At 65.9% G+C, this 19,830-nt stretch carries 24 protein-coding genes; 7 read left to right on the top strand and 17 right to left on the bottom strand.

The features are described 5' to 3' along the window. Positions 1–130: 130 nt before the first annotated feature. Together AC4PRM_RS13130 and AC4PRM_RS13125 are read right to left on the bottom strand one after the other, a co-directional pair. Positions 131–643, bottom strand: coding sequence for an A24 family peptidase (locus tag AC4PRM_RS13130; RefSeq protein ID WP_492040208.1), 513 nt, complete (start codon positions 641–643; stop codon positions 131–133). Between the two features lie 118 nt (positions 644–761). Beyond that, positions 762–932, bottom strand: coding sequence for a Flp family type IVb pilin (locus tag AC4PRM_RS13125; RefSeq protein WP_373256367.1), 171 nt, complete (start codon positions 930–932; stop codon positions 762–764). A gap of 279 nt (positions 933–1,211) precedes the next feature. Here AC4PRM_RS13125 and AC4PRM_RS13120 point away from each other — a divergent pair, with 279 nt between their 5' ends. Genes AC4PRM_RS13120 through AC4PRM_RS13110 form a run of 3 tightly spaced genes read left to right on the top strand, consistent with a single transcriptional unit; the run spans position 1,212 to position 2,707 of the window. Further along, a complete protein-coding gene (locus AC4PRM_RS13120; protein WP_492040207.1) occupies positions 1,212–1,637 on the top strand; it encodes a pilus assembly protein N-terminal domain-containing protein in 426 nt (141 codons plus the stop codon). Positions 1,638–1,641: 4 nt separating this feature from the next. Further along, entirely contained in the window at positions 1,642–2,172 is a 531-nt protein-coding gene (locus AC4PRM_RS13115) for a TadE/TadG family type IV pilus assembly protein (protein ID WP_492040206.1), read from the top strand. Continuing rightward, entirely contained in the window at positions 2,162–2,707 is a 546-nt protein-coding gene (locus tag AC4PRM_RS13110) for a TadE/TadG family type IV pilus assembly protein (protein ID WP_492040205.1), read from the top strand. The genes AC4PRM_RS13115 and AC4PRM_RS13110 overlap by 11 nt, the downstream gene beginning before the upstream one ends. On the opposite strand, the gene AC4PRM_RS13105 is transcribed toward AC4PRM_RS13110, so the two are convergent. The 8 genes from AC4PRM_RS13105 to thpR form a co-directional block, all read right to left on the bottom strand. After that, positions 2,704–3,999, bottom strand: a complete 1,296-nt coding sequence (locus tag AC4PRM_RS13105) for an anthranilate synthase component I family protein (RefSeq protein WP_492040204.1) — start codon at positions 3,997–3,999, stop codon at positions 2,704–2,706. The genes AC4PRM_RS13110 and AC4PRM_RS13105 overlap by 4 nt on opposite strands. After that, a complete protein-coding gene (locus tag AC4PRM_RS13100; RefSeq protein ID WP_492040203.1) occupies positions 3,996–4,778 on the bottom strand; it encodes a tyrosine-protein phosphatase in 783 nt (260 codons plus the stop codon). The genes AC4PRM_RS13105 and AC4PRM_RS13100 overlap by 4 nt, the downstream gene beginning before the upstream one ends. 49 nt (positions 4,779–4,827) lie before the next feature. Then, on the bottom strand, positions 4,828–5,157 hold the full coding sequence (locus tag AC4PRM_RS13095; protein ID WP_487921492.1) for a winged helix-turn-helix domain-containing protein: 330 nt from the start codon (positions 5,155–5,157) through the stop codon (positions 4,828–4,830). Then, positions 5,154–5,777 (bottom strand): hypothetical protein, encoded by a 624-nt coding sequence (locus tag AC4PRM_RS13090; protein WP_492040202.1) that lies wholly within the window; start codon positions 5,775–5,777, stop codon positions 5,154–5,156. The genes AC4PRM_RS13095 and AC4PRM_RS13090 overlap by 4 nt, the downstream gene beginning before the upstream one ends. A gap of 92 nt (positions 5,778–5,869) precedes the next feature. Next, complete coding sequence (locus tag AC4PRM_RS13085; RefSeq protein ID WP_492040201.1) at positions 5,870–6,739, bottom strand: NAD-dependent epimerase/dehydratase family protein; 870 nt, start codon at positions 6,737–6,739, stop codon at positions 5,870–5,872. A 7-nt stretch (positions 6,740–6,746) separates the two neighbouring features. Next, a complete protein-coding gene (locus AC4PRM_RS13080; protein WP_492040200.1) occupies positions 6,747–7,991 on the bottom strand; it encodes an NAD-dependent epimerase/dehydratase family protein in 1,245 nt (414 codons plus the stop codon). A 65-nt stretch (positions 7,992–8,056) separates the two neighbouring features. After that, positions 8,057–8,593, bottom strand: a complete 537-nt coding sequence (locus AC4PRM_RS13075; protein ID WP_492040199.1) for a GNAT family N-acetyltransferase — start codon at positions 8,591–8,593, stop codon at positions 8,057–8,059. Continuing rightward, a complete protein-coding gene (gene thpR / locus AC4PRM_RS13070; RefSeq protein ID WP_492040198.1) occupies positions 8,590–9,129 on the bottom strand; it encodes an RNA 2',3'-cyclic phosphodiesterase in 540 nt (179 codons plus the stop codon). Before thpR ends, AC4PRM_RS13075 begins: the two co-directional genes overlap by 4 nt. Positions 9,130–9,255: 126 nt before the next feature. Between thpR and AC4PRM_RS13065 the strand changes: the two genes are divergently transcribed. Next, positions 9,256–10,011: a Bax inhibitor-1/YccA family protein gene (locus AC4PRM_RS13065; RefSeq protein WP_373256357.1), complete on the top strand. Its 756-nt coding sequence runs from the start codon at positions 9,256–9,258 to the stop codon at positions 10,009–10,011. 97 nt (positions 10,012–10,108) lie between these two features. On the opposite strand, the gene AC4PRM_RS13060 is transcribed toward AC4PRM_RS13065, so the two are convergent. The 4 genes from AC4PRM_RS13060 to AC4PRM_RS13045 form a co-directional block, all read right to left on the bottom strand. Beyond that, positions 10,109–10,441: a DUF2794 domain-containing protein gene (locus AC4PRM_RS13060; protein ID WP_373256356.1), complete on the bottom strand. Its 333-nt coding sequence runs from the start codon at positions 10,439–10,441 to the stop codon at positions 10,109–10,111. Between the two features lie 315 nt (positions 10,442–10,756). Then, positions 10,757–12,058, bottom strand: coding sequence for a trypsin-like peptidase domain-containing protein (locus AC4PRM_RS13055; protein ID WP_492040197.1), 1,302 nt, complete (start codon positions 12,056–12,058; stop codon positions 10,757–10,759). A 41-nt stretch (positions 12,059–12,099) separates the two neighbouring features. Then, on the bottom strand, positions 12,100–13,569 hold the full coding sequence (locus AC4PRM_RS13050) for a sensor histidine kinase (protein WP_492040196.1): 1,470 nt from the start codon (positions 13,567–13,569) through the stop codon (positions 12,100–12,102). Next, positions 13,566–14,360, bottom strand: a complete 795-nt coding sequence (locus AC4PRM_RS13045) for a response regulator transcription factor (RefSeq protein ID WP_492040195.1) — start codon at positions 14,358–14,360, stop codon at positions 13,566–13,568. Before AC4PRM_RS13045 ends, AC4PRM_RS13050 begins: the two co-directional genes overlap by 4 nt. Positions 14,361–14,507: 147 nt before the next feature. On the opposite strand from AC4PRM_RS13045, the gene AC4PRM_RS13040 reads away from it, so the two are divergent. Then, positions 14,508–15,281, top strand: coding sequence for a DUF3313 family protein (locus tag AC4PRM_RS13040; RefSeq protein ID WP_492040194.1), 774 nt, complete (start codon positions 14,508–14,510; stop codon positions 15,279–15,281). Positions 15,282–15,387: 106 nt separating this feature from the next. On the opposite strand, the gene AC4PRM_RS13035 is transcribed toward AC4PRM_RS13040, so the two are convergent. Beyond that, positions 15,388–16,578, bottom strand: a complete 1,191-nt coding sequence (locus AC4PRM_RS13035) for an acyl-CoA dehydrogenase (RefSeq protein WP_492040193.1) — start codon at positions 16,576–16,578, stop codon at positions 15,388–15,390. A 139-nt stretch (positions 16,579–16,717) separates the two neighbouring features. Between AC4PRM_RS13035 and AC4PRM_RS13030 the strand changes: the two genes are divergently transcribed. Then, positions 16,718–16,984, top strand: a complete 267-nt coding sequence (locus AC4PRM_RS13030; protein WP_373256349.1) for a DUF6356 family protein — start codon at positions 16,718–16,720, stop codon at positions 16,982–16,984. Between the two features lie 3 nt (positions 16,985–16,987). Here AC4PRM_RS13030 and AC4PRM_RS13025 read toward each other — a convergent pair whose 3' ends face one another. Both AC4PRM_RS13025 and AC4PRM_RS13020 read right to left on the bottom strand, forming a co-directional pair. After that, positions 16,988–17,554: an ActR/PrrA/RegA family redox response regulator transcription factor gene (locus AC4PRM_RS13025; RefSeq protein WP_292172316.1), complete on the bottom strand. Its 567-nt coding sequence runs from the start codon at positions 17,552–17,554 to the stop codon at positions 16,988–16,990. Positions 17,555–17,625: 71 nt separating this feature from the next. Next, entirely contained in the window at positions 17,626–19,125 is a 1,500-nt protein-coding gene (locus AC4PRM_RS13020) for an ActS/PrrB/RegB family redox-sensitive histidine kinase (protein WP_492040192.1), read from the bottom strand. Positions 19,126–19,178: 53 nt separating this feature from the next. Between AC4PRM_RS13020 and AC4PRM_RS13015 the strand changes: the two genes are divergently transcribed. After that, the gene (locus AC4PRM_RS13015) at positions 19,179–19,808 is read left to right on the top strand and encodes an SCO family protein (RefSeq protein ID WP_492040191.1); all 630 of its coding nucleotides are present in this window, start codon (positions 19,179–19,181) and stop codon (positions 19,806–19,808) included. Positions 19,809–19,830 lie beyond the last annotated feature (22 nt).

The following is a 19,830-nucleotide window of genomic DNA, read 5'->3' as shown; positions in this document are numbered from 1 at the left end:
GATCTCCGGCAGGATCGCACCCTTGTCAGGAACTGGTCCTGTGGCGCTCTACCGTTAACAATCATGAGGGCCGGGGGTTAACGCCCCCCTAAACGCGGCGACCGTTGTTCTTCGGAGTATCGCGGTTCGGTCAGCGCGCCAGAAATGCCTGGATCAGCGGGGAAGTCGGATACGCCATCAGGGCTCCAGCAGCGATCGCCACGCCATACGGGATGTCACCCTTCGGTGTCATCAGAGTGCCAAACCAAGCCGGAGCGCCTGCGACCAGTGGCTGGGCGTGTTGGCGTGCCAGAATAAGTGCGAGGCCAAACACACCCCCTATGACAGCCGTCCACAGTACGAAGGGCCCGGTCCCGGCAAGGCCCATCCAAAGGCAGGTCGCGGCCATCAGTTTGGCATCGCCACCGCCGAATACCCGAAGGGCAAACATCACCATGGCCACGATCAGCGCCGCCATCCCGATCCCGACATGAGCCAGGATCGTCATCGGTGAGAGGCCGACAGCAAGCGCTGCTGGAAAGAAACCGATGACTAGCGCAGCAGAGATCCAGTTGGGGATCGTCATGGATGTGATGTCTTTCAGCCCCGCGACAATGGTCAGGGCCGGCATGACGGACAGGGTCAGGAGGATCAAGGTATCCATGTCGGGCACGTTAGAGACCAGCGGTTAAGGTCCGGTTGCTCGTGTGCCCGACGCAGGACAAGAAAAGGGCCGGAGCGTTTCCGCTCCGGCCCCTTCTGATCCATACTAACAGGCTGGATCAGGCGCCGCCGATGGCACCGGCCACTTCGTTGAAGGCCGCGTCGATGTTCTCGCCCAGGAGGGTGACGGCACCGATGATGACGACGGCAATGAGAGCGGCGATCAGGCCGTATTCAATGGCGGTGGCGCCCGACTCGTCGGACACGAACTTGGAAATGAACTTGGTCATGTTTGTTCTCTTTCAAAAAAGGTCTAGCGGACAACTGTGGGAGAGGTCGGTCGCCCGCTTCACCCCCGTAACAATGCCTATAAACACCGACCGAAGTTAAGGTGAGGTAGTGCGTCATGGTTACTTTGAAATTTACCTTTATGAGCTGAATTTGCAGACGGTTTTGGTTACGTCTGCTGTATTCGGAATGATGCGTCGCGACCTTTAGCGTTTGTTGAGGATTGCGACCGATGATCGGCCAACGCTCACGCGCGCGCCCGTTCATTGGAAGTCGACGCCATGTTTCGCCCACACACTGTCATCGCCACCGTCTTCAGTCTGGCGGCCATCTGTACGCCGGCCCTGGCCGCTGCCCAGTCAGCGCCTCTCAGCGTAGGCATCGATCAGGCCATGCGCATTCCGCTTCGCGCTGCTGCGGGTTCGGTCATTGTCGGCAATCCGCTGATCGCTGATGTGACGGTGGTGGACTCCAACACGCTGTACATTACGGGCAAGGGCTACGGCATCACCGAAATCGTGGCTGTGGACGCCATAGGTCGTACCGTGTTTCAACGCCAAATCGTGGTCAGCGAGGGCACCGGCACTGGTCGCGTGCGCGTCTGGCGTGGTGGCCAGGCGACCGAGATGGCATGCGGATCCTCGTGCTCTCCAAGCGTGCGCAGTGCAGCTGGCGGGGGCTCGGCGTCCTCGACCCCTTCGCAGTAAGGCCATGTGGCGTCGGCATGAGCGACAGCCGGGCGGTCAGCGCCGACGCAGGCGCGAAGGTGCCGCGGCGGTCGAGTTTGCAATGGTCGCCTTGCCGTTCAGCTTCATGATGTTTGCCTTGCTGGAACTCGGTGTGATCTTCACGCTGGATTCCGTGTTGTCGAACGCCATGCTCGACAGCAGTCGGCTGATCCGCACAGGCCAGGCGCAGTCCGCGAACATGACTGCCGGTGAGTTTCGCGACGATCTGTGCGGGCGTATGAGCGTGTTCGCCACCCAGTGTGAGGAGCGCATCAGTATTGATGTGCGGGTTATTCCCGCTTTCGCCACGGTTCCGCCTGACCCGATGGTCGACGGCACCACCTTTGACGATTCGCAACTGTTGTTCGATCCGGGCACGATCAACAGTCTTGTCGTTGTTCGCGTCTGGTACCGCCAGCCGCTGGTCACTGTGTTTCTGAACCAGGCCCTTTCGCGGCTGGGTGATGGAAGCGCGCGACTGATGTCCATCACGGCGTTCCGAAATGAGCCGTAAAGCCAAGGGTTTTCATTCCCCGCGACAGTTCGGGCGTAACCAGGACGGTGTCGCTGCCGTAGAGTTTGCCCTTCTGGCTCCGGTCATGATCCTGCTCTATTTCGGCATGGCTGAGCTTTGTCAGGCCCATATGGCACACAAGCGGATGAGCCACGTCACCTCGATGGTGGCTGACCTGACCGCGCGGGCGCAGTCGCTGTCGCGAAGCGAGCTGAACGACATATTCAACATCGGCAATCAGGTGATGCAGCCGTTTTCGCCCGGCCCTCTGGAGACGCGTGTCTCCAGCATCACGCGCGACAATACAGGCGTGGTGCGGGTGGACTGGAGCTTTGCCCGCGGCATGGCTCCTCGTACCGGCACGGTCGTTGTGCCTGCGGGCCTGATCAATAACGGCGAAAGCTTGATTATGTCCGAGTCTATTTACGACTACGACTCGCCGGTTGATCGGTTCCTGCCGACCGTTACCGAGTTGGAGCGCACCTACTATCTGCGGCCCCGCATCGTCGACAAGGTGATCTGTTCGGACTGCTAGCCGACCAGAGCCTCGCGTAGCGCGCGTATCTTGGCCTCGGTCTCGGCCAGTTCGGAATATGGATCGCTATCGGCCACAATACCGGCACCGGCCATGGTCCGGAATCGCCAGACCTGGCCCGGGCGTTCAAAGGCGGCTGTCCGGATCAGCACCGATGATGTCAGCGCGCGGTCCCCGTCAATGTGGAACAGACTGCCGCACCAGGGACCGCGCGGACCTTCATGGATGGCGATGACCTTCATGGCCTGATGTTTGGGAGCACCTGTGATCGAGCCGGGCGGGAAGGTCGCCTCAATCAGGTCCGCCGCTGTCGTGCCGTCCGTCGCCTTCGCCACAATGGTGGAAACGAGATGGTGAACCGTTGGGTGACTTTCGATCTCGAACAGCCGTTCGACGCGGACCGAACCAGGTGCCGCCACCCGTGACAGGTCGTTGCGCATCAGATCGACGATCATAAGGTTCTCGGCCCGGTCCTTGGCGCTGTCGCACAGATCGGTCGCTAGCGCCGCATCGCGCACCGGATCATCATCGCGCATGCGCGTGCCCTTGATCGGTCGCGTCTTGATCCGACCGTCCGCCGGTTCGAAGGTCAGGAACAGTTCGGGCGAGTTGGATACGATAGCCCGGTCACCGATCCGCCAATAAGCCCCGAATGCCGCTTCGCGACCGGCCAGCCGCAGCAGTACGTCGAATGGATCGGCTTCCGGCTTCAGTTCGCCTGACCAGGCCCTGGCGATATTCGCCTGAAATAGCTCGCCGGTCGCGATGCGGTTCACGACATCTGCGACGGCGGTGCGATAGACATGCGGTTCGTCCTCCGCCTCGAACGTCAACGCGGGTACCGAGGGCGTGTCCGGCGCTCTCGCCGTCTCCAGCCAGCCCACCGCGCGATCGCAGGCCAGCGTCGCTTGCGCCTCATCGCGTCCCCGCCCGATCGCCTCTACGACCCCGACCTCGTGGTCGAACACGAGCATGGACGGATAGCGGGCCAGCATCAGGTCAGGCCAGTCGGAGGGGCGCATCCCCGTCGCCGGTCGCGCACCTGCGTCGTAGGCGATCAAACCCACGACCCCGGTGGTGAACTCGGGATCGCGCAAGGCGTCGAGGTGACCGCTGTGTTCAAGGGCCCCGATATGTACCCGGTCCGGATCGGCGGCCACGAAGGACCGCCGTCCCAGAACGCCGCCATCCGACAACAGGGCCAGCAGGCCGTCGTAGTCCCTCAGGCCATTGGCCACGGCCAGAGGCTCGCGCCAGTCGCACGTCCGGACATGACGCGCCGTCAGGCTCATGCCGCGCTCAGCCGCTCGCCGATCCGGTCGCGCAAGCCAGCGTCCACACCCAGCGCCTGCTCCAGATAGGCATCGATGGAGCCGTGGCGCGCGATGATCGTCGCCAGCGCCGTCTCCAGAAACACGGCATCGACGCCCAGAAAGGCGACGACCGCCTCATGCGAGGCCACGCGGCCCGTGCGTTTCTCCAGCTGCCGGGCGATGGCCGGGGCACGGGCCTCCAGATCGACGGCGGTATTGGTCAGCAGATAATCCGCGATCATGTCGTCGCGGTGCACGCCCAGCAGGTGATGCGTCAGGGCCGCCAGCGTCCCGGTGCGGTCCTTGCCGACGGCACAGTGGATCAGCACGGGCCGATCGCTGTCGCCCAGGGCGCGGAAATAGCGGCTGAAGGTATCCAGATGCCCCTCGTCGAACGGCAGGGTCTTGTAGGTGTCGATCATGAAGGCCCGGCCGGACACGGGGGTCAGCTCGGCCTCGCGCAGGAACCGCATGTGCGGGGCCTCGCCGCCGTCGTCCAGATCGCTTTCGATCACCAGTCCGTCGAAGCTGGTCCACCGCCGCGAGGGTTGATCGCGTCGTTCACTGGGGCGGCGCAGGTCCACCACGGTGGCGATGTTCAAGGCCTCCAGCCGTTCCAGATCCGCCTCGCTGGCCCGGGCCTGATGTCCGGCGCGGAACAGATGGCCGGTCTTGAGCCGACGCCCCGCCGCCGTATCGTAGGCTCCGAAATCACGGAAATTATCCAGGTCGTCGAAGCGATGAATCCGGTCGGTCATGACGGGATGTCTAGCCCACGTCATGACCGCTCGCCACCGCATCGATGTCTCAGGTGGGGGGTGCGTTCACCAGCCCCTGCATGGCATCCAGATAGGCGATGAAGGCCTTGCGTCCGGAGGGTGTCATGCTCGCCTCGGTCAGGGGCTTTCGGCCCTCGAACCGTTTGGTCACCGCCACGAACCCGGCATCCTCCAGCTTGCGCAGGTGCACCGACAGATTGCCGTCCGTGGCCGAAAGCCGGGTCTTCAGCGTGTTGAAGTCCGCGCTCTCCACCCCCGACAGGATCGCCATAATCCCCAGGCGAACCCGTCCGTGGATGACGTCGTCGATGCGGTTGATGTCGAACGCCTCTTCGACCTTTGCCGCAGGCTCGCTCATTTCCCGGCCGCCCGCATGAAGATGTAGCCGGGCAGGCCCATCAGACCGATCAGGGCGGCCGCATAGGCCAGGTACTGTGCCGTGCTGCCCGCGAACAGGGCCAGGACGGGTGCGGCTATGAAGCTGGCGATCGACAGGATCCACATGGCCCGCGAGCGGTGCATGACGGCGCTGACGGCCCAGCCGGTGGCGTAGAAGACCATGATGATGGACGGGATCAGGGCGGAGATCACGGGGATGGTATCCACACCGAGTTTCCACCCCAGAGCCACCATCGAGACGAACATCGCGAAGATGCCCCAACCCATGGCCGACCACGCGATGGCTGAGGCCTTGTTGGCCGTCGTCTGGACCGTCTCCGTCCGCTTGAGCTGAGGCGTCGCGATGGCGATGAAGGCGGCGTAGATCAGGCCCGACGCCAGCCAAGGGGTCCAGACGGCGTCCATACCGCCCGGCAGCAGGCCGGTCGCAAAGGCCCAGTGGAACAGGCTTGCGATTCCGAAGACCAATCCACCGGTCATCAGGAACGAGCCGCCGCGCATAGGTGTCTGCGCGCCTTCCTCGGCCAGCTGCCGCATCCAGGCGATGTCATTGGGGGTGTCGATAGGGTCGTGGGTCATGATGAAGTCCTCCTTGACCGAGGACTTACGACAAGTGCTTTGTATTGTAAAGTCCATTGTCATGGCGAGGTCGTGTGGGGCGGCTTGCGGCTTCACATCAGACTTTTCAGGCCTTCGCGGTAGGTCGGATAATTGGGCCGCCAACCCAACTCGGCCTTGGCCCGGGCGTTCGAAAGCCGCTTGGAGTCCAGATAGAAGCGCCGCATGCCGTCGCTGACGGACGGATCGGTCCAATCCACCTCGGGCGGCTGGGGCAGGCCCATCTGGGCGGCGGTCCACTCCATGACCACGTCCGCCGCTTCGGGCGCATCGTCGCACAGGGTGTAGGCCCGGCCCGGCTGCGGGCGGGCCATCGAGGCGAACAGGCCGCTGACGACGTCGTCCACATGGATGCGGTTGAACACCTGTCCGGGCTTGCGCACCCGTCGCGCCGTGCCGTCTCTCAGCCGCTCGATCGGCGAGCGGCCGGGTCCATACAGCGCGGGCAGGCGGAAGATCTGCACCGTCAGCCCCATCCCCTGCCCGGCATCCAGCCAGTCCCGTTCGGCCCGCACCCGCCGCGCGCCCTCCAGGCTGGCGGCATTCAGCGCGTCGTCCTCGAACGCCCAGCCTCCGTCCCGGTCGCCATAGACGGCGGTGGAAGAGACATAGCCGATCCAGTCCGGATAGGCCCCCGATGCGGTGATCGCAGGCACCAGGGCCTCCAGCCCCGGACAGCCCGATGCCCCGGGCGGTGCGGTGACGAGGATAGCTTTCGCCGTGCCAACAGCTTGCGTCAGGGCCGACGCGTCGGTGGGATCGATGGCCTCGAAACCGGAGGCCGCCAGCTCTGCCCTTCGCGCGGGATCGCGACTGGTCAGGACGACGCGGTCACCGCGCGCGACAGCCGCCTTGGCGACGGCCTCACCCAGCCAGCCGCCACCGAAGATCAGCAGGCATGAGGCTTCGGCGACGTGGGTCATGAAGGTGTCAGGCCGAGACGGCGCGGGGCGTGGCCGGGCGGAGCGGCGTTACCGCGACCGCCGTTTCCGTCTTCACCGCCTCGGCGCGCTTGTTGTTCCAGGTCGACACGCACGGCACCTTGGCCGGATCGGCCCGGTCGGCATAGCGGCGGGCGATGTCGGTCACCTCGTCCATCAGCCCCTGGGCCAGGGTGATGGGTTTCAGGCCCAGATCTCGGAACTGGTCATTGGCCACCACCAGCTCGTTCTCGTCCGCCTCCTGGCGCGGATTGGGGACGTTGTGCACCTCCGCCCCCGTCATCCCGGCGATCATCCCGGCCAGGTCGCGGACCCGGCGGCTTTCGGTCATCTGGTTCAGAATCTTGACCCGATCCCCCGTCTTCGGCGGGTTCTTCAGCGTCAGCTCGACGCAGCGCACCGTGTCCTGAAGATGGATGAAGGCGCGGGTTTGCCCGCCCGTGCCATGCACCGTCAACGGATAGCCAACCGCCGCCTGCATCAGGAAGCGGTTCAGCACCGTCCCATAGTCGCCGTCATAGTCGAACCGGTTGATCAGCCGCTCGTCCTTGCGTGTTTCTTCGGTCTGGGTGCCCCAGACGATGCCCTGGTGCAGGTCGGTGATCCGCACGCCGTCGTTCTTGGCATAGAACTGGAACAGCAGGGCATCCTGGGTCTTGGTCATGTGATAGATCGACCCCGGGTTCGGCGGGAACAGGATCTCCTGCTCGGTCGGGCCGAAATCCGTGTCCACCGTGACCTTCAGATAGCCCTCGGGGATACGCAGGCCGGCGGTCGTATAGCCATAGACCCCCATGGTCCCCAGGTGCGCCAGATGCACGTCGCGGCCGCTTTCGACGATGGCGGCCAGCAGGTGATTGGTGGCGTTCAGATTGTTGTCGACCGTGTACAGCTTGTGCCGCGCCGACTTCATCGAATAGGGGGCCGCGCGCTGTTCGGCGAAATGGACGACGCTGTCGGGTGCCCAGTCGCGGATCAGTGAGACCAGCCGGTCGAACTCCTTGCCGACGGTCATGTTGACGAAGTCGATGGTCTTGCCGCTGACTTCCTGCCAGGCCGCGATCCGCTCGCCCATGGAGCGAATGGGCGTCAGCGACTGGACTTCCAGTTCGTTGTCGATGTTGCGGCGGCTCAGATTGTCGACAACGCAGACGTCCCAGCCGCGTGCTGACAGGTGCAGCGCCGTCGGCCAGCCGCAGAAGCCGTCACCACCCAGAACCAGTACGCGCATCATCGACCCTTCCAAACTTGCCCCTGCCGTCTCGTTAGCCGAAGGGCAGGGGCGCGCAAAGCGTGGCCTTAACGCGCGCGCACATGCCATTGATCCCGACTCTGGCCCCAGATGTCGACACGCGCCGTCTCGAACGGCGCCGGCAAGGTCCCGGGACCCCGGTTGGTGGAGCCCAGACGTTCGGCCAGTTTCTGCGACGGCACATTGTCCGGATCGATGCAGTGGATGACCTCGGTCCATCCCAGCACGTCGAAAGCATAGTCGATGCTGGCGACCGCCGCCTCCATCGCATAGCCCTTGCCGTGGGCGTCGGGATGCAGGCTCCAGCCCACCTCCGTGCCGGGCCAGCCGAGCGGCTGCCACGGCCCGATCCGGCCCAGCCACAGCCCCGTCTCGCGCTCGATCACCGAGAACATCGCAACGCCGGTCAGGCTCCAGGCCCCCGCCATCGACATCATCGCCCGCCAGGTCGCGGGGGGCTGCTGCACTCCGCCGATGAAGCGCGCCGTCGCCGGATCGGCCATCAGCTCGGCCCAGCGTGGGAAGTCTTCCATCGCCGTGGGGCGCAGGGTCAGGCGCTCGGTTTCAAGGATGGGTCCGGTCATAGGCGGTACACCTGCTCGAGTTGATACAGACTGCCGTCACTCTTCAGCGTGCTGGAATACAGGCCGAACTGGTCGATGCGGATCGGCGGTGAATGCAGCAGATTGTTCTGGGTCACCCAGGCTCCAAGTCTGGCCTGGTCGGTCTGGCTGTTCAGATAGGCCAGGGTGACATGCGGATGATAGGTCCGCTTCTCCATCGTCACGCCCGCCCGTTCGGCCGCCGCCTTGCAACGAGCGGCCAGAACATTCAGCCGCTCGCACGGCGCCACCCCGGCCCACAGGGTGTGGCTGCGTTGCGCATCCCCAAACGCGCCGACCCCTGCCAGTTCGATCTCGAACGGACCGCCCGCTTGCGCTCGCTCCAGTTCCAGAGCCAGATCGTCGGCCCGGCGCTCGTCGATCTCGCCATAGAAGGCCAGGGTGACATGCAGCTGTTCGGCCGTCCGCCAGCGTGCGCCGGGCAGGCCGGTCTGGCGTGCGGCCAGGGTCTCGGCCACATCCTCAGGGATCGACAGGGCGGTGAACAGACGGATCATGCGACTGTTCGTAGCGGGATGCAGCCTTTGCCCCAAGTCCGGTTTTCCTTGCGGAAGGGCTGATCACGCCCGATATTATCGCAAAGGCCGGGGTTCGCCCGGCTCGATTTGGAGGACGATCTCGCGATGAGCGATTTCAGAAACGGCTATTCCGCCCCCGTCACCGCCGACATGTCGGTCGATGCGGGCCTGCGCAGCTTCATGCTGGGCGTCTACAACAAGGTGGCCTTGGGCCTGCTGGTCTCGGCCGTGTTGGCCTATATCACGGGCTCGGTGCCGGCGGTGCGCGACCTGCTGTTCGCGACCCAGGTGTTTCCCGACGGCGTGACCCGCCTGACCGGCTTCACCATCCTGGGCATGATCGTGGCCTTCTCGCCGCTGGTCGTTCTGCTGGGCTCCAACTTTGTCATGAAGAACCCGACGGCGGCTAGCGCGGGTGGCCTCTACTGGCTGATCGTGGCCCTGATCGGCGCGTCCATGGGTACGGTCGTGCTGATGTATACGGGGGCCTCGGTCGTCCAGACCTTCCTGATCACGGCGGCCGCCTTCGGCGCGCTCAGCCTGTTCGGCTATACGACGAAGAAGGACCTGACCGGCATGGGCAGCTTCCTGATCATGGGCGTCATCGGCCTGATCATCGCCTCGGTGGTGAACATGTTCCTGCAGAACGGCATGATGCAGCTGATCATCAGTGCCCTCGGCGTGCTGATCTTCGCCGGCCTGACCGCTTACGACACCCAGCGCCTGAAGATGACCTACTATGCCCTGGGCGGCGATCGCAACGCCATGGGCGTGGCCACCAGCTACGGCGCGCTGAGCCTGTACATCAACTTCATCAACATGTTCCAGTTTCTGCTGGCACTGTTCGGTGGGCGTAGGTGATCGCTTTAGTGCGCTAATGCTCCACGCGCGGCGGCTCGCTGCTTGAGCGCAATGTGTGTTTTGGACAGGGTCTCGGCGGAAACGCCGGGGCCCTTTTCTATTCCACCACCCGGAACTTGCGACTGTCGAACACACGCAGCACCTGCGGCAGCTCGCGTCCCCGGCGCAGGATGATGCCGCCTTCGCCGATGACCGCCCACTGCCCCTGTTTCAGACGCAGGGCCGGACGTTTCTCGATCCGGTACAGGGGCGCGTCGCCGGACCGGCGGAAGACCGCGAACTCCGCAACCTCCTTATGCCCGATCATCGCATAGTCCCGCCATTCGCCCGCCGAGACCATCCGTCCATAGACCCTCAGGATCAGGGCCAGCTCGGTGCGGTCGAAGAAGACCGGCCCGGCCTGAGACGACAGATCGGCGACATCGTTCATGCCTCCCAGATTAGGCCGTACCCGGCCAAATGCCAGAGTATCCGGAGCCGACCGAACGTCGCCTGGTCAATAAAAATGCCCGAACACGAAATCGCCGCCATTCGGCCCATCGCCCGCCGTCATGGAGGGTGACACCTGTCTCATCGGCTCGCCAGAGTCCGGAGCGGTCCCGGATCCTGAACAGCCCCCCCAGCCCCCCTGGATCACTCCATAATGGGCTCTGGTGGGCCGATGCTTCCTCCAAAGCAGAGACGCCCGCCCAGCCATCTCCCCCCTCCGGCTAGGCGGGCGTTTTGCTGTCTGGTGTAGGGTCCCTTATTGCAGTGTGAGGGTGGGCGTTTCATCGCCGCGCTCGACGACCACGCGACGCTGACCCTCGCCGCCCAGCGCCTGACCGAGGGCCGACAGTGTGGTCACAAGGCGTCCCTCGACCGACCGGATCACGTCGCCGGCCATCAGCTCGGCATTGGCGGCGGACGAACCGCCCTCGACCGCGAACACGACCAGCCCATCCGACCCCGCCCGCACCGAGGCCCCGCGTCCGATCAGAGCCTCGGCCCCGACCGTCACATCGCGCGGCGTAGAGGCCTCGACCGTCAGGGTCGTGCGCAATTCCTGCCCGTCGCGCAGATAGACCACGGCCAGTTCCGTGCCCGGTGCGGCGATGCCGATGGTGGCATTGACCGTCCCGGCGTTCGAGACGGCGCGATCATGGATGCGCGTGAGGATGTCGCCACGCTTCAGGCCCGCAAAATCGGCGCTGGAGCCCGGGGCCACATCTTCCACCACCGCCCCGCGCACGATCCGCAGGCCAAAGCTGCGAGCGCGTGTGGCGTTCAGCGAGCCCAGGATGGCCCCTGTCTTGCCGCGCTTGACCTCTCCGGTCTCACGCAACTGATTGGTGACATACAGCATGATCTGGGTCGGCACGGCGAAGGCGATGCCATCGTTGCCGCCCCCACCACCCGACAGGATCGAGGTGTTGATCCCGATCAACCGGCCCCGGCTGTCCAGCAGCGGCCCGCCCGAGTTGCCGGAGTTCACCGCCGCATCGGTCTGGATATAGTCCTCGATCCGGTCGCCCATGCCCGACCGGCCCAGGCCGGAGATGACACCCATGGTCAGGGTCTGATCCAGCCCCAGCGGATAGCCGACGGCAAAGGCCAGGTCGCCGGTCCGCAGGGTGCCGGAATCGGCCACCTCGACCTGGGCCAGGCCCGTCGCCTCGATCTTCAGTACGGCCAGATCGGTCGCCTTGTCGGTGCCGACCAGGGTGGCATCGAACAGCCGCCCGTCCAGCAGGTCGACCGTGTATTTGCCTCCGCCTTCGACCACATGATTGTTGGTGATGATGATGCCCTGACCCGCATCGACGATCACGCCCGATCCGCTGGAGATGGGCTTGGGATCATTTTCGCCGGACGTCGGCCCGCTGGACTGGGCCAGGGTGGTGACCTGCACCACAGCGGGCAAGGATTGCTCCAGCCCGGTGGCGAAGCTGAACACGCCCCGCTGGTTGTCGAAGAAGATCGGATCCTGGGCGGCAGCGGGCAGGGCGAACGTCAGTGGCACCGCCGCGATCAGCGCAAGAGCCGACAGCCTGTTAGCTCGGATCATGAAACGCCGCATCGCACACCTCTGTTGTCCAGTTATGAACCCTAGCGTGAGAATTGCGCCGTGACGACCGCCCCCGGCGCGGCGTCACCAATCGTCATGCTGGCCCCATGGCGTTTCAGGATGGTGCGCGCGAAGGCCAGCCCCATACCGTGGCTTTCCCGCCCCTGCGCGACGGCCATGGATACGGCCGCAGCGGGGTCTCTCAGGGCCTCGGGCGCAAAACCCGGGCCTTGATCCGCGACCGACAGGAAGGGACGGTCGCCGTTTCTGGCAACCGTCAGGGTGACGACGCCGGCGTCCGGTGAGAACTTGACCGCGTTGTCCACCAGATTGGTCACGGCGCGCTGCAACAGCGACCGCACGCCCAGCACCTCGACCGGTTCGGCCACGACGCGGATGGTTGCGCCGTGCTCCTCGGCCAGCGGCTCGTACAGTTCGGCGGCTGCAGTAGCCAGCTGATCCAGACGGATGGTCTCGAACACCCAGGCCTCGCCGTCGCGCAGGGTCATGGCCTCGTTCATCGCGCGGGTCAGCTGCGTCAGGTCGGCCTTGACCTCCTGGGCCAGTCGTCGGGCCTCGGGCGACAGTTCGGCCTCCTTCAGCCGGTCCAGCCTTGCGCTCGCGCGGGCCAGGGGCGTGCGGAAATCATGCGCCAGCTGGTCGGCCGAATCCCGCAACCAGCTCAGCAGTTCCTCCAGCCGATCCAGCGTGCCGTTCACATGGCCGGTCAGCTCCGTCAGCTCGGGGGCAACGGCCGTTTCCGGGGCCCTCAATGAAAAGTCTCCGATCCCGGCCCGATCCAGCGCCTGGCTGACCTCCGTCACGGCTCGGGTCAGGCGCTGCCGTGCGAAGCTGGCCGCGCCCAGCCCGATGGCCAGAAGTGCCAGCCCGGCCCCGATGACCACGATCACAGCCCGCCCCCAGGCCTCGCCCGAACGATCGACGACGCGGCCCACGATGATGTCCAGCGGTCCGACAGGGCGACGCACGGCCACCACTTCGACCGCACGATTCGGACAAACGACTCCCTTGGCCAGGGCGACGACATAGACATCCTCGCCCAGCTCTGGTGCGCGATCCGCCTGTGTCGTGGCCAGAGCGGCCAGGCCTACCGGCGGCCCGACCGGCGAGCGAATATAGCGCACGCCCGCCCCGCCGCGCCCTGTACGGCACGTCTCCTCCAGGCTTTGTGCACCTCGCGCATTGCCGCTCTGGAAGGTGGCCAGCCAGCCCGCCAGGAAGGCGGTATCGCCTTCAGTCAGTGTCGCGGTGCCCAGGCCCGTCTCGATGCCCAGCTTCTGGACCATGGAGCCATAGTCATCCAGTGCAGCCAACGCTGCCTGTTCGCGCTGATCCACCCGCACCGCCGCACCCGTCACATACAGCGAGCCTGTCAGGGCCAAGGCCGCCACGATGGCCATTCCCACAACCAACTGGGTCGAGGTGCCCTGTCCCAGCCAGCGGCGCAGGCCGCCCAGGGTCAATCGGTCTCGCCTGCGGGCCGGCGTCATTCTGTCCTGTCGGACAGTTCGCGGAAGATCAGGCTCTGGCTGCGGGCCGAGACGATCAGGGGGTGCAGGTCTTCGCCCAGTTCGGGCACCTGTTCCTTCAACCGTCGCCGCAGGGCGCTGATGCGGGCATCGATGATGTTGACAAAATTGTCGGGCAGAAAGGTCCACTCCACCCAGCATTTCTCCCACAGCATGGTCTTGGTCACCGGCTGCCCTCTTGCGCCCATCAGTTCGCTGACGATGGCAAACTCCAGCGGCGACAGCTCGATCAGACGCGACTTACCGCAAATCTCCAGCTTCAGCGTGCGGGCGCCTGTCGCCAGGCGGAATGGTCCGTTGATCAGATCCGCTCCGGCGGGCCTGGCCCGCCGCGCGGCGCGGCGCAGCTGGGCGGCGATCCGGGCCAGCAGTTCCTCGTCGCCGACGGGCTTGGACAGATAGTCGTCCGCCCCGGCGATCAGTCCCTCGACCCGTTGCCGTTCGGCTCCCAGAGCGGTCAGCATCAGGGCCGGGGCATCATAGGACAGGCTGTCCCCTGAGCGGATACGTTTCAACGTCTCCAGCCCGTCCAGGGCGCGCGTCATCCGGTCCAGGATCAGAACGTCGAAGGGCGCGTCCTTGATCGCCGCCAGGGCTTCCTCGCCGCTCTCGACGCGGCGCACGCCCTCAAACCCGGCCGCGAGCAATCTGTCGGACACATGGGCCGACAGCGCCGCATCGTCTTCCAGCAGCAGGGCGTGCCGCCCCGCGAAGACCACGCCAAGCTGAGCGAAGGCGTCTGTCTCGGACATCGGCATCGTTTCTCCGTCCACGATCAGGTCTCCCATCCTGAGGCCGGACGATAGGGGGCTGTGGGTCAAAGACAATCCAGGGAAACATGATCCTTTCTGACGGATGCGCGTTACAGCGCGCGTCTCTCCCATCGACAGGTTTCCATCATGAAGCGTATCGCCCTTCTTCTGCTCGCGGGCTCCTCCCTCGCCGCCTGCCAGACTGCGCCTGCCGCCAACGCCGGGTTCCTGAGCACCTATGATGGCTTGACGATCCGCGACGACACTCTGCGCGCCTCGATCCGCGAGCGACGCGACGAGGCTGCGGCCACGGCGGTGGAGCAGGTCTATCTGGAGCCCTCGGTCCTGGTCGCCGGCGCGGGCGACGCCCTATCCGAGGCCGATCGGGCCCTGGTCCTGCGCGAGGTCGACCGTCAGGTCTGCTATGAGATGAGCGAGCGGTTCACCGTCGTGAACGATGCCGCCAACGCCGCCCGCGTGCGCACGGCCGTGACCGGCATCAACCCCACGGGAGCTGCTGGCTCGGGCGTCGCCGCTATCGCAAATGTCCTGATCCCCGGGCCCGGTACCCTGCGCGTGCCCGGTACCACGGGAGGCCTCGCCGCCGAGGCGGAACTGGTCGCGCCGGGCGGGATGCAGGTCGCTGCCCTCGCCTGGGCCCGCAATGCCAATGTGGTCGGCGTCGACAGCCCCTCGCTATCCCGTGTCGGTGACGCCCTGCAGATGGCCGAGCCCTTCGGCGATGCCGTCGGCGACGCCTTCGCCCCCACGGGCCGGGCCGTGCGCCCCATCGCCTATCCGGACCCGTGCGCGGCCTATGGCCCGCGCACCCAGCCTGCCGGCTTCGCTACCCGCCTGGTCACCGGCCTCTATGTGCCCGAGATCAACACCGGCACGCGGGCCGAGCCGCCGAAAGACTGATTGCCACCGTCTCCTCCCCATCGCAGATGGGGAGGGGGACCGCAAAGCGGTGGAGGGCCCGCGCTCAAGCAGCGAGCGCCCGCGGCGCGAGCGTTAGCGCCCTTTTCTAAAAAGCGCTCTCGCCCGTAATCGCCCGGCCCAGGATCAGGGCGTGGACGTCGTGCGCGCCCTCATAGGTGTTGACGGTTTCGAGGTTCATGGCGTGGCGCATGACGTGCATCTCGCCGGTGATGCCGGCCCCGCCGTGCATATCGCGGGCGACGCGGGCGATATCCAGCGCCTTGCCGCAGTTGTTGCGCTTCATCATCGAGATGGCCTCGGGCACCCAGGCTCCCTGATCCAGCAGACGACCGAGCGCCAGCGCGCCTTCGAAGCCGAGGAAGATTTCCGTCTGCATGTCCGCCAGCTTCTTCTGCACCAGCTGGCGGCTGGACAGCGGACGACCGAACAGCATCCGCTCCCCGACATAGTCGCGCGTCAGGTGGAAACAGGCCTCGGCCGCGCCCATCGCCCCCCAGGCGATGCCATAGCGCGCCTTGTTCAGGCAGCTGAACGGCCCGCGCAGACCCTTCACGCCCGGCAACAGGTTCTCTTCCGGCACGAAGACGTCGTTCAGGCCGATGTCGCCGGTGATGGAGGCCCGCAACGACAGCTTGTCGCCGATCTTGTCGGTGGTGAAGCCGTCCATGCCGCGTTCGACGATGAAGCCCCGGATCGTGTCGTCAAGCTTTGCCCAGACCACCGCCAGGTCGCTGATCGGCGAATTGGTGATCCAGTATTTGGCACCGTTCAGGCGATAGCCGCCCTCGACCTTCACCGCCTTGGTCTTCATCGAGGCCGGGTCCGAACCGCCGTCGGCCTCGGTCAGGCCGAAACAGCCGACCAGCTCGCCCGCTGCCATCCTCGGCAGGAACCGCATCTTCTGCTCCTCGGAGCCGAAAGCATAAATCGGATACATGGCAAGCGACGACTGTACCGACATGGCCGAACGATAGCCTGAGTCTACCGCCTCGATCTCGCGGGCGATCAGGCCATAGGCGACATGGCTGACGGCCGAGCCACCGTACTGTTCCGGGAGCATGGCCCCGAGGAACCCCATCTGGCCCATCTCGGTCATGATTGTCCGGTCGAAGGTTTCGTCGCGGAACGCCTCGACCACGCGAGGCAGCAGGCTGTCACGGGCATAGGACCGCGCCGCGTCCTGGATAGCCCGCTCGTCCTCCGTCAACCGTCCAGAGAGGTCCAGCGGGTCGTCCCAGCGGAACGTCTTCTGCGGATTGGTGCTGCCATCAGCCATGGTGTCGTCCCTGAAGCGTCGCGGGGCCTCATGCGATCGTGGGCGAATACGACGATCGAACCCCTGTTCTGGCGCGCGGTTTAGGACAGAATGAGCGTGGCGGGTAGAGGCCCGCGCCGTCGCAGGTTAGGATGTCCGCATGATCCGCACCCTGAAGCGCCTGTTCGCCGACCACCCGCGCGAGGTAGAGGAAACCTATTTCCAGCATATGGCGGCGTCTTCCCGCTACGGTTTCAAGCTGCTCAGGCTTTCGGCCTGCGCCTTCACCCACGCCCTGATCCCGGGGCTGCACAAGAGCACCGTCTCGGAATCCATTCGGGGTATGGCGCGTGACCTGGGCGGCCGGGCAGACGAGGCGCGCGAGACCCGCATGCGTGACGCGGGCGTCTGGGACGTTGGCCTGTAAGGCCTAGCGAGGCGCGCGCTTGGCCAGAATACGTTGCAGGGTGCGGCGGTGCATGCCCAGTCGCCGCGCCGTCTCCGAGACATTGTGGTCGCACAGCTCATAGACCCGCTGGATATGCTCCCAGCGCACGCGGTCCGCACTCATCGGATTGGCGGGGGGCTCGGGCGCTTCGCCGGTCGCCAACAGGGCCTTGACCACGTCGTCGGCGTCGGCGGGCTTCTGCAGATAGTCCACGGCACCGGCCTTGACGGCGGCGACTGCCGTGGCGATGGCCCCATAGCCGGTCAGCATGACAATCTTGGCGTCCTCACGCCTGTCCCGGATGGCCTCCACGATCTTCAGCCCGTTGCCGTCCTCCAACCGCATGTCCAGCACGGCGAAGGCCGGTAGCGCGGTCTTCAACGCATCGCGCGCCTCGGCCAGGGACGCTGCCAGCGTCACCTCGAACCCCCGGCTTTCCAGGGCCCGGCCCAGGCGTGTGCGCAGCGCATTGTCGTCGTCCAGCAGCAGCAGGCTCTTGTCCGCCAGGGCGGCGATGCGGTCTTCGGTGCTCGTCTCGACTTCGGCCATCGGTGTTCTCCTTGGCAGGGACATCGGTAACGATACGACTGCGGTCAAGGTTCAGCGTCAGGGGTGCGACACTACGCCGGGAGGTCCTGGGTCGCCACCTCAAGCGCCGGTCTGGGCCACCGCACGGCGACCCGGGCCCCGCGCGGCTGGCTGCGATCGGTCGCCCCCTCACCGGGGCCCACCGCTACCTTGCCGCCGGTCCGCTCCAGCAGGGTGCGAGCGATGAAGAAGCCCAGCCCCATGCCCCCCTGACTGGGCGCAATCGCCACCGGCTCCGGCGCAGGCATCGTCTTGGCCTTGCGCCCCTTGCGCCCCGGCGTAGCGGCTGCAACGGAGGAGGCGATCTGGGCGGCCAACGCCCGGCGCGCCTTCCCCTGGGGTCGACTGGTCACATAGGGCTCGCCCAGTCGGGGCAGAATGTCGGCGGGGAAGCCCGGCCCGTCATCGACGATCTCGATCTCGATGAAGCCCGCATCGACAAGGGCGCGTACCCGCACCTTCGACCCCGCGAAATCCGCCGCGTTCTCCACAAGGGTCGACAGACCGTGGATCACCTCGGGCAGGCGACGGACCCGTGGCTCGGGCTCTCCGGAGGCGGTGCGTACCGAGACGTCGAAGGCCAGGTCAAAACCCCGATGCGGCTCGGTTACCTCTTCCAGCAGCCCCTTGAGCCCCACCTCGGCAAAGGAGGCGTCGCCCTCTTCGGGCTGTTGCGAGAGCTGCTTCAGTATCCCCCGGCACCGCTCCGCCTGTTGCAGGATCAGGGCGGCATCCTCCGCCGCCGGGCCATCCTTGACCGACGCCCGCAGCAACTCCTTGGCCACGACCTGGATGGTGGCCAGCGGCGTGCCCAGCTCATGCGCCGCCGCCGCCGCCAGTCCGCCCAGGGCCGCCAGCCGCTGTTCGCGCTGCAGCACATCCTGGGTGGTGGCCAGGGCCAGTTCCAGCTTCTCCGCATCCGCCGCCACCCGCCAGGCATAGGCGGCGGTAAACACCACGCCCGTCACCAGGGCCAGGCCCGTTCCAAACCGGTACAAAGGCGGCAGTTCCAGCTCTGTCCCCGCCTGCCACGGCAGGGGCATGGACATGAAGAACAGCGCCACCGTCGCGGCCAGAACCAGCAGGCCCATCAGCACCGCCTGACGCCCCGGCAGGGAGGCCGCCGCCACCGTCACCGGCGCGACCAGCAGCAGGCTGAACGGGTTCTGCAACCCGCCGGTCAGGCCCAGCAGCAGGCTGAGTTGCAGGATGTCGAACCCCAGATGCAGGGCCGTCATTCGCCCGTCGGCGACCGCGCCGTCCGATCGCTTAAGCCGCGCGGTGGCATTCAGGTTCATCACCACGCTGGCGGCGATCACGGCCAGACACGGCCACAGCGGCAGGTCGAAATGCAGCCAGCCGGTCGCCACCGCCACGGTGGCGCTCTGGCCCGCAATGGCCATCCAGCGCAGGATGATCAGGGTGCGCAGGCTGAGACCCCGGCTGCGGCGGGGCAGGTTGCGCCAGCCGCCGAAACGGCCCGTCTCGGGCGGGCTCGGCTGCGACGAAAACGGGGCTTGGGTCTGGCTCACGCCTCTTCTATAGCCCGGCTTGCTGTGTTTACGCATGTTCCATGAGGGTCACGATGCCGCGCCGTTCCATCCTGTTGTTCGCCGGGGCCTGTATCGCCATCGCCGCCGCCATCGCGGTCGTCGCCCTGGTCGTCGTCGGCGGTCGCAGCCAGACGACGGACGCCGTCACCTTCACCGAAACCGGGACCGGACAGCCCCAGGTCGGTGGCCCCTTCCAGCTGGTCAATCAGGACGGCCAGCCGGTCGATCAGTCGATCCTGAACGGCAAATGGTCGCTGGTCTTCTTCGGCTTCACCTACTGCCCCGACTATTGCCCCACGACACTGGCGGCTCTGGAGGCGACGCAGCGTCAGCTGGGTGACAAGGCAAAGGACGTTCAGGTCATCTTTATTACGGTCGACCCCGCCCGCGACACGCCGCAGGCCATGAAGGATTATCTGTCCTCCGACGGCTTTCCCGAGGGCGTCATCGGCCTGACTGGCACGCCCGAACAGGTCCGCGCCGCCGCCGACGCCTACCGCGCCTATTACAGCCAGGTCGGAGAAGGCGAGGGCTACACCATGAACCACTCGCTGACCGTCTATCTTATGGGCCCGGACGGCAGGTTCCGCGCACCCCTGGCCCATGACATGGGACCCCAGCAGGCTGCCGACGTCATCGAGCGCAATATGGCGCGGGGATAGGGCTCCCCACAACTGCGTGATC

This window comes from Brevundimonas sp. DW-iso22 (assembly GCF_058725425.1).
Note: the sequence above shows the minus strand (reverse complement) of the source record. Positions and strands in the feature narration are given on the sequence as shown.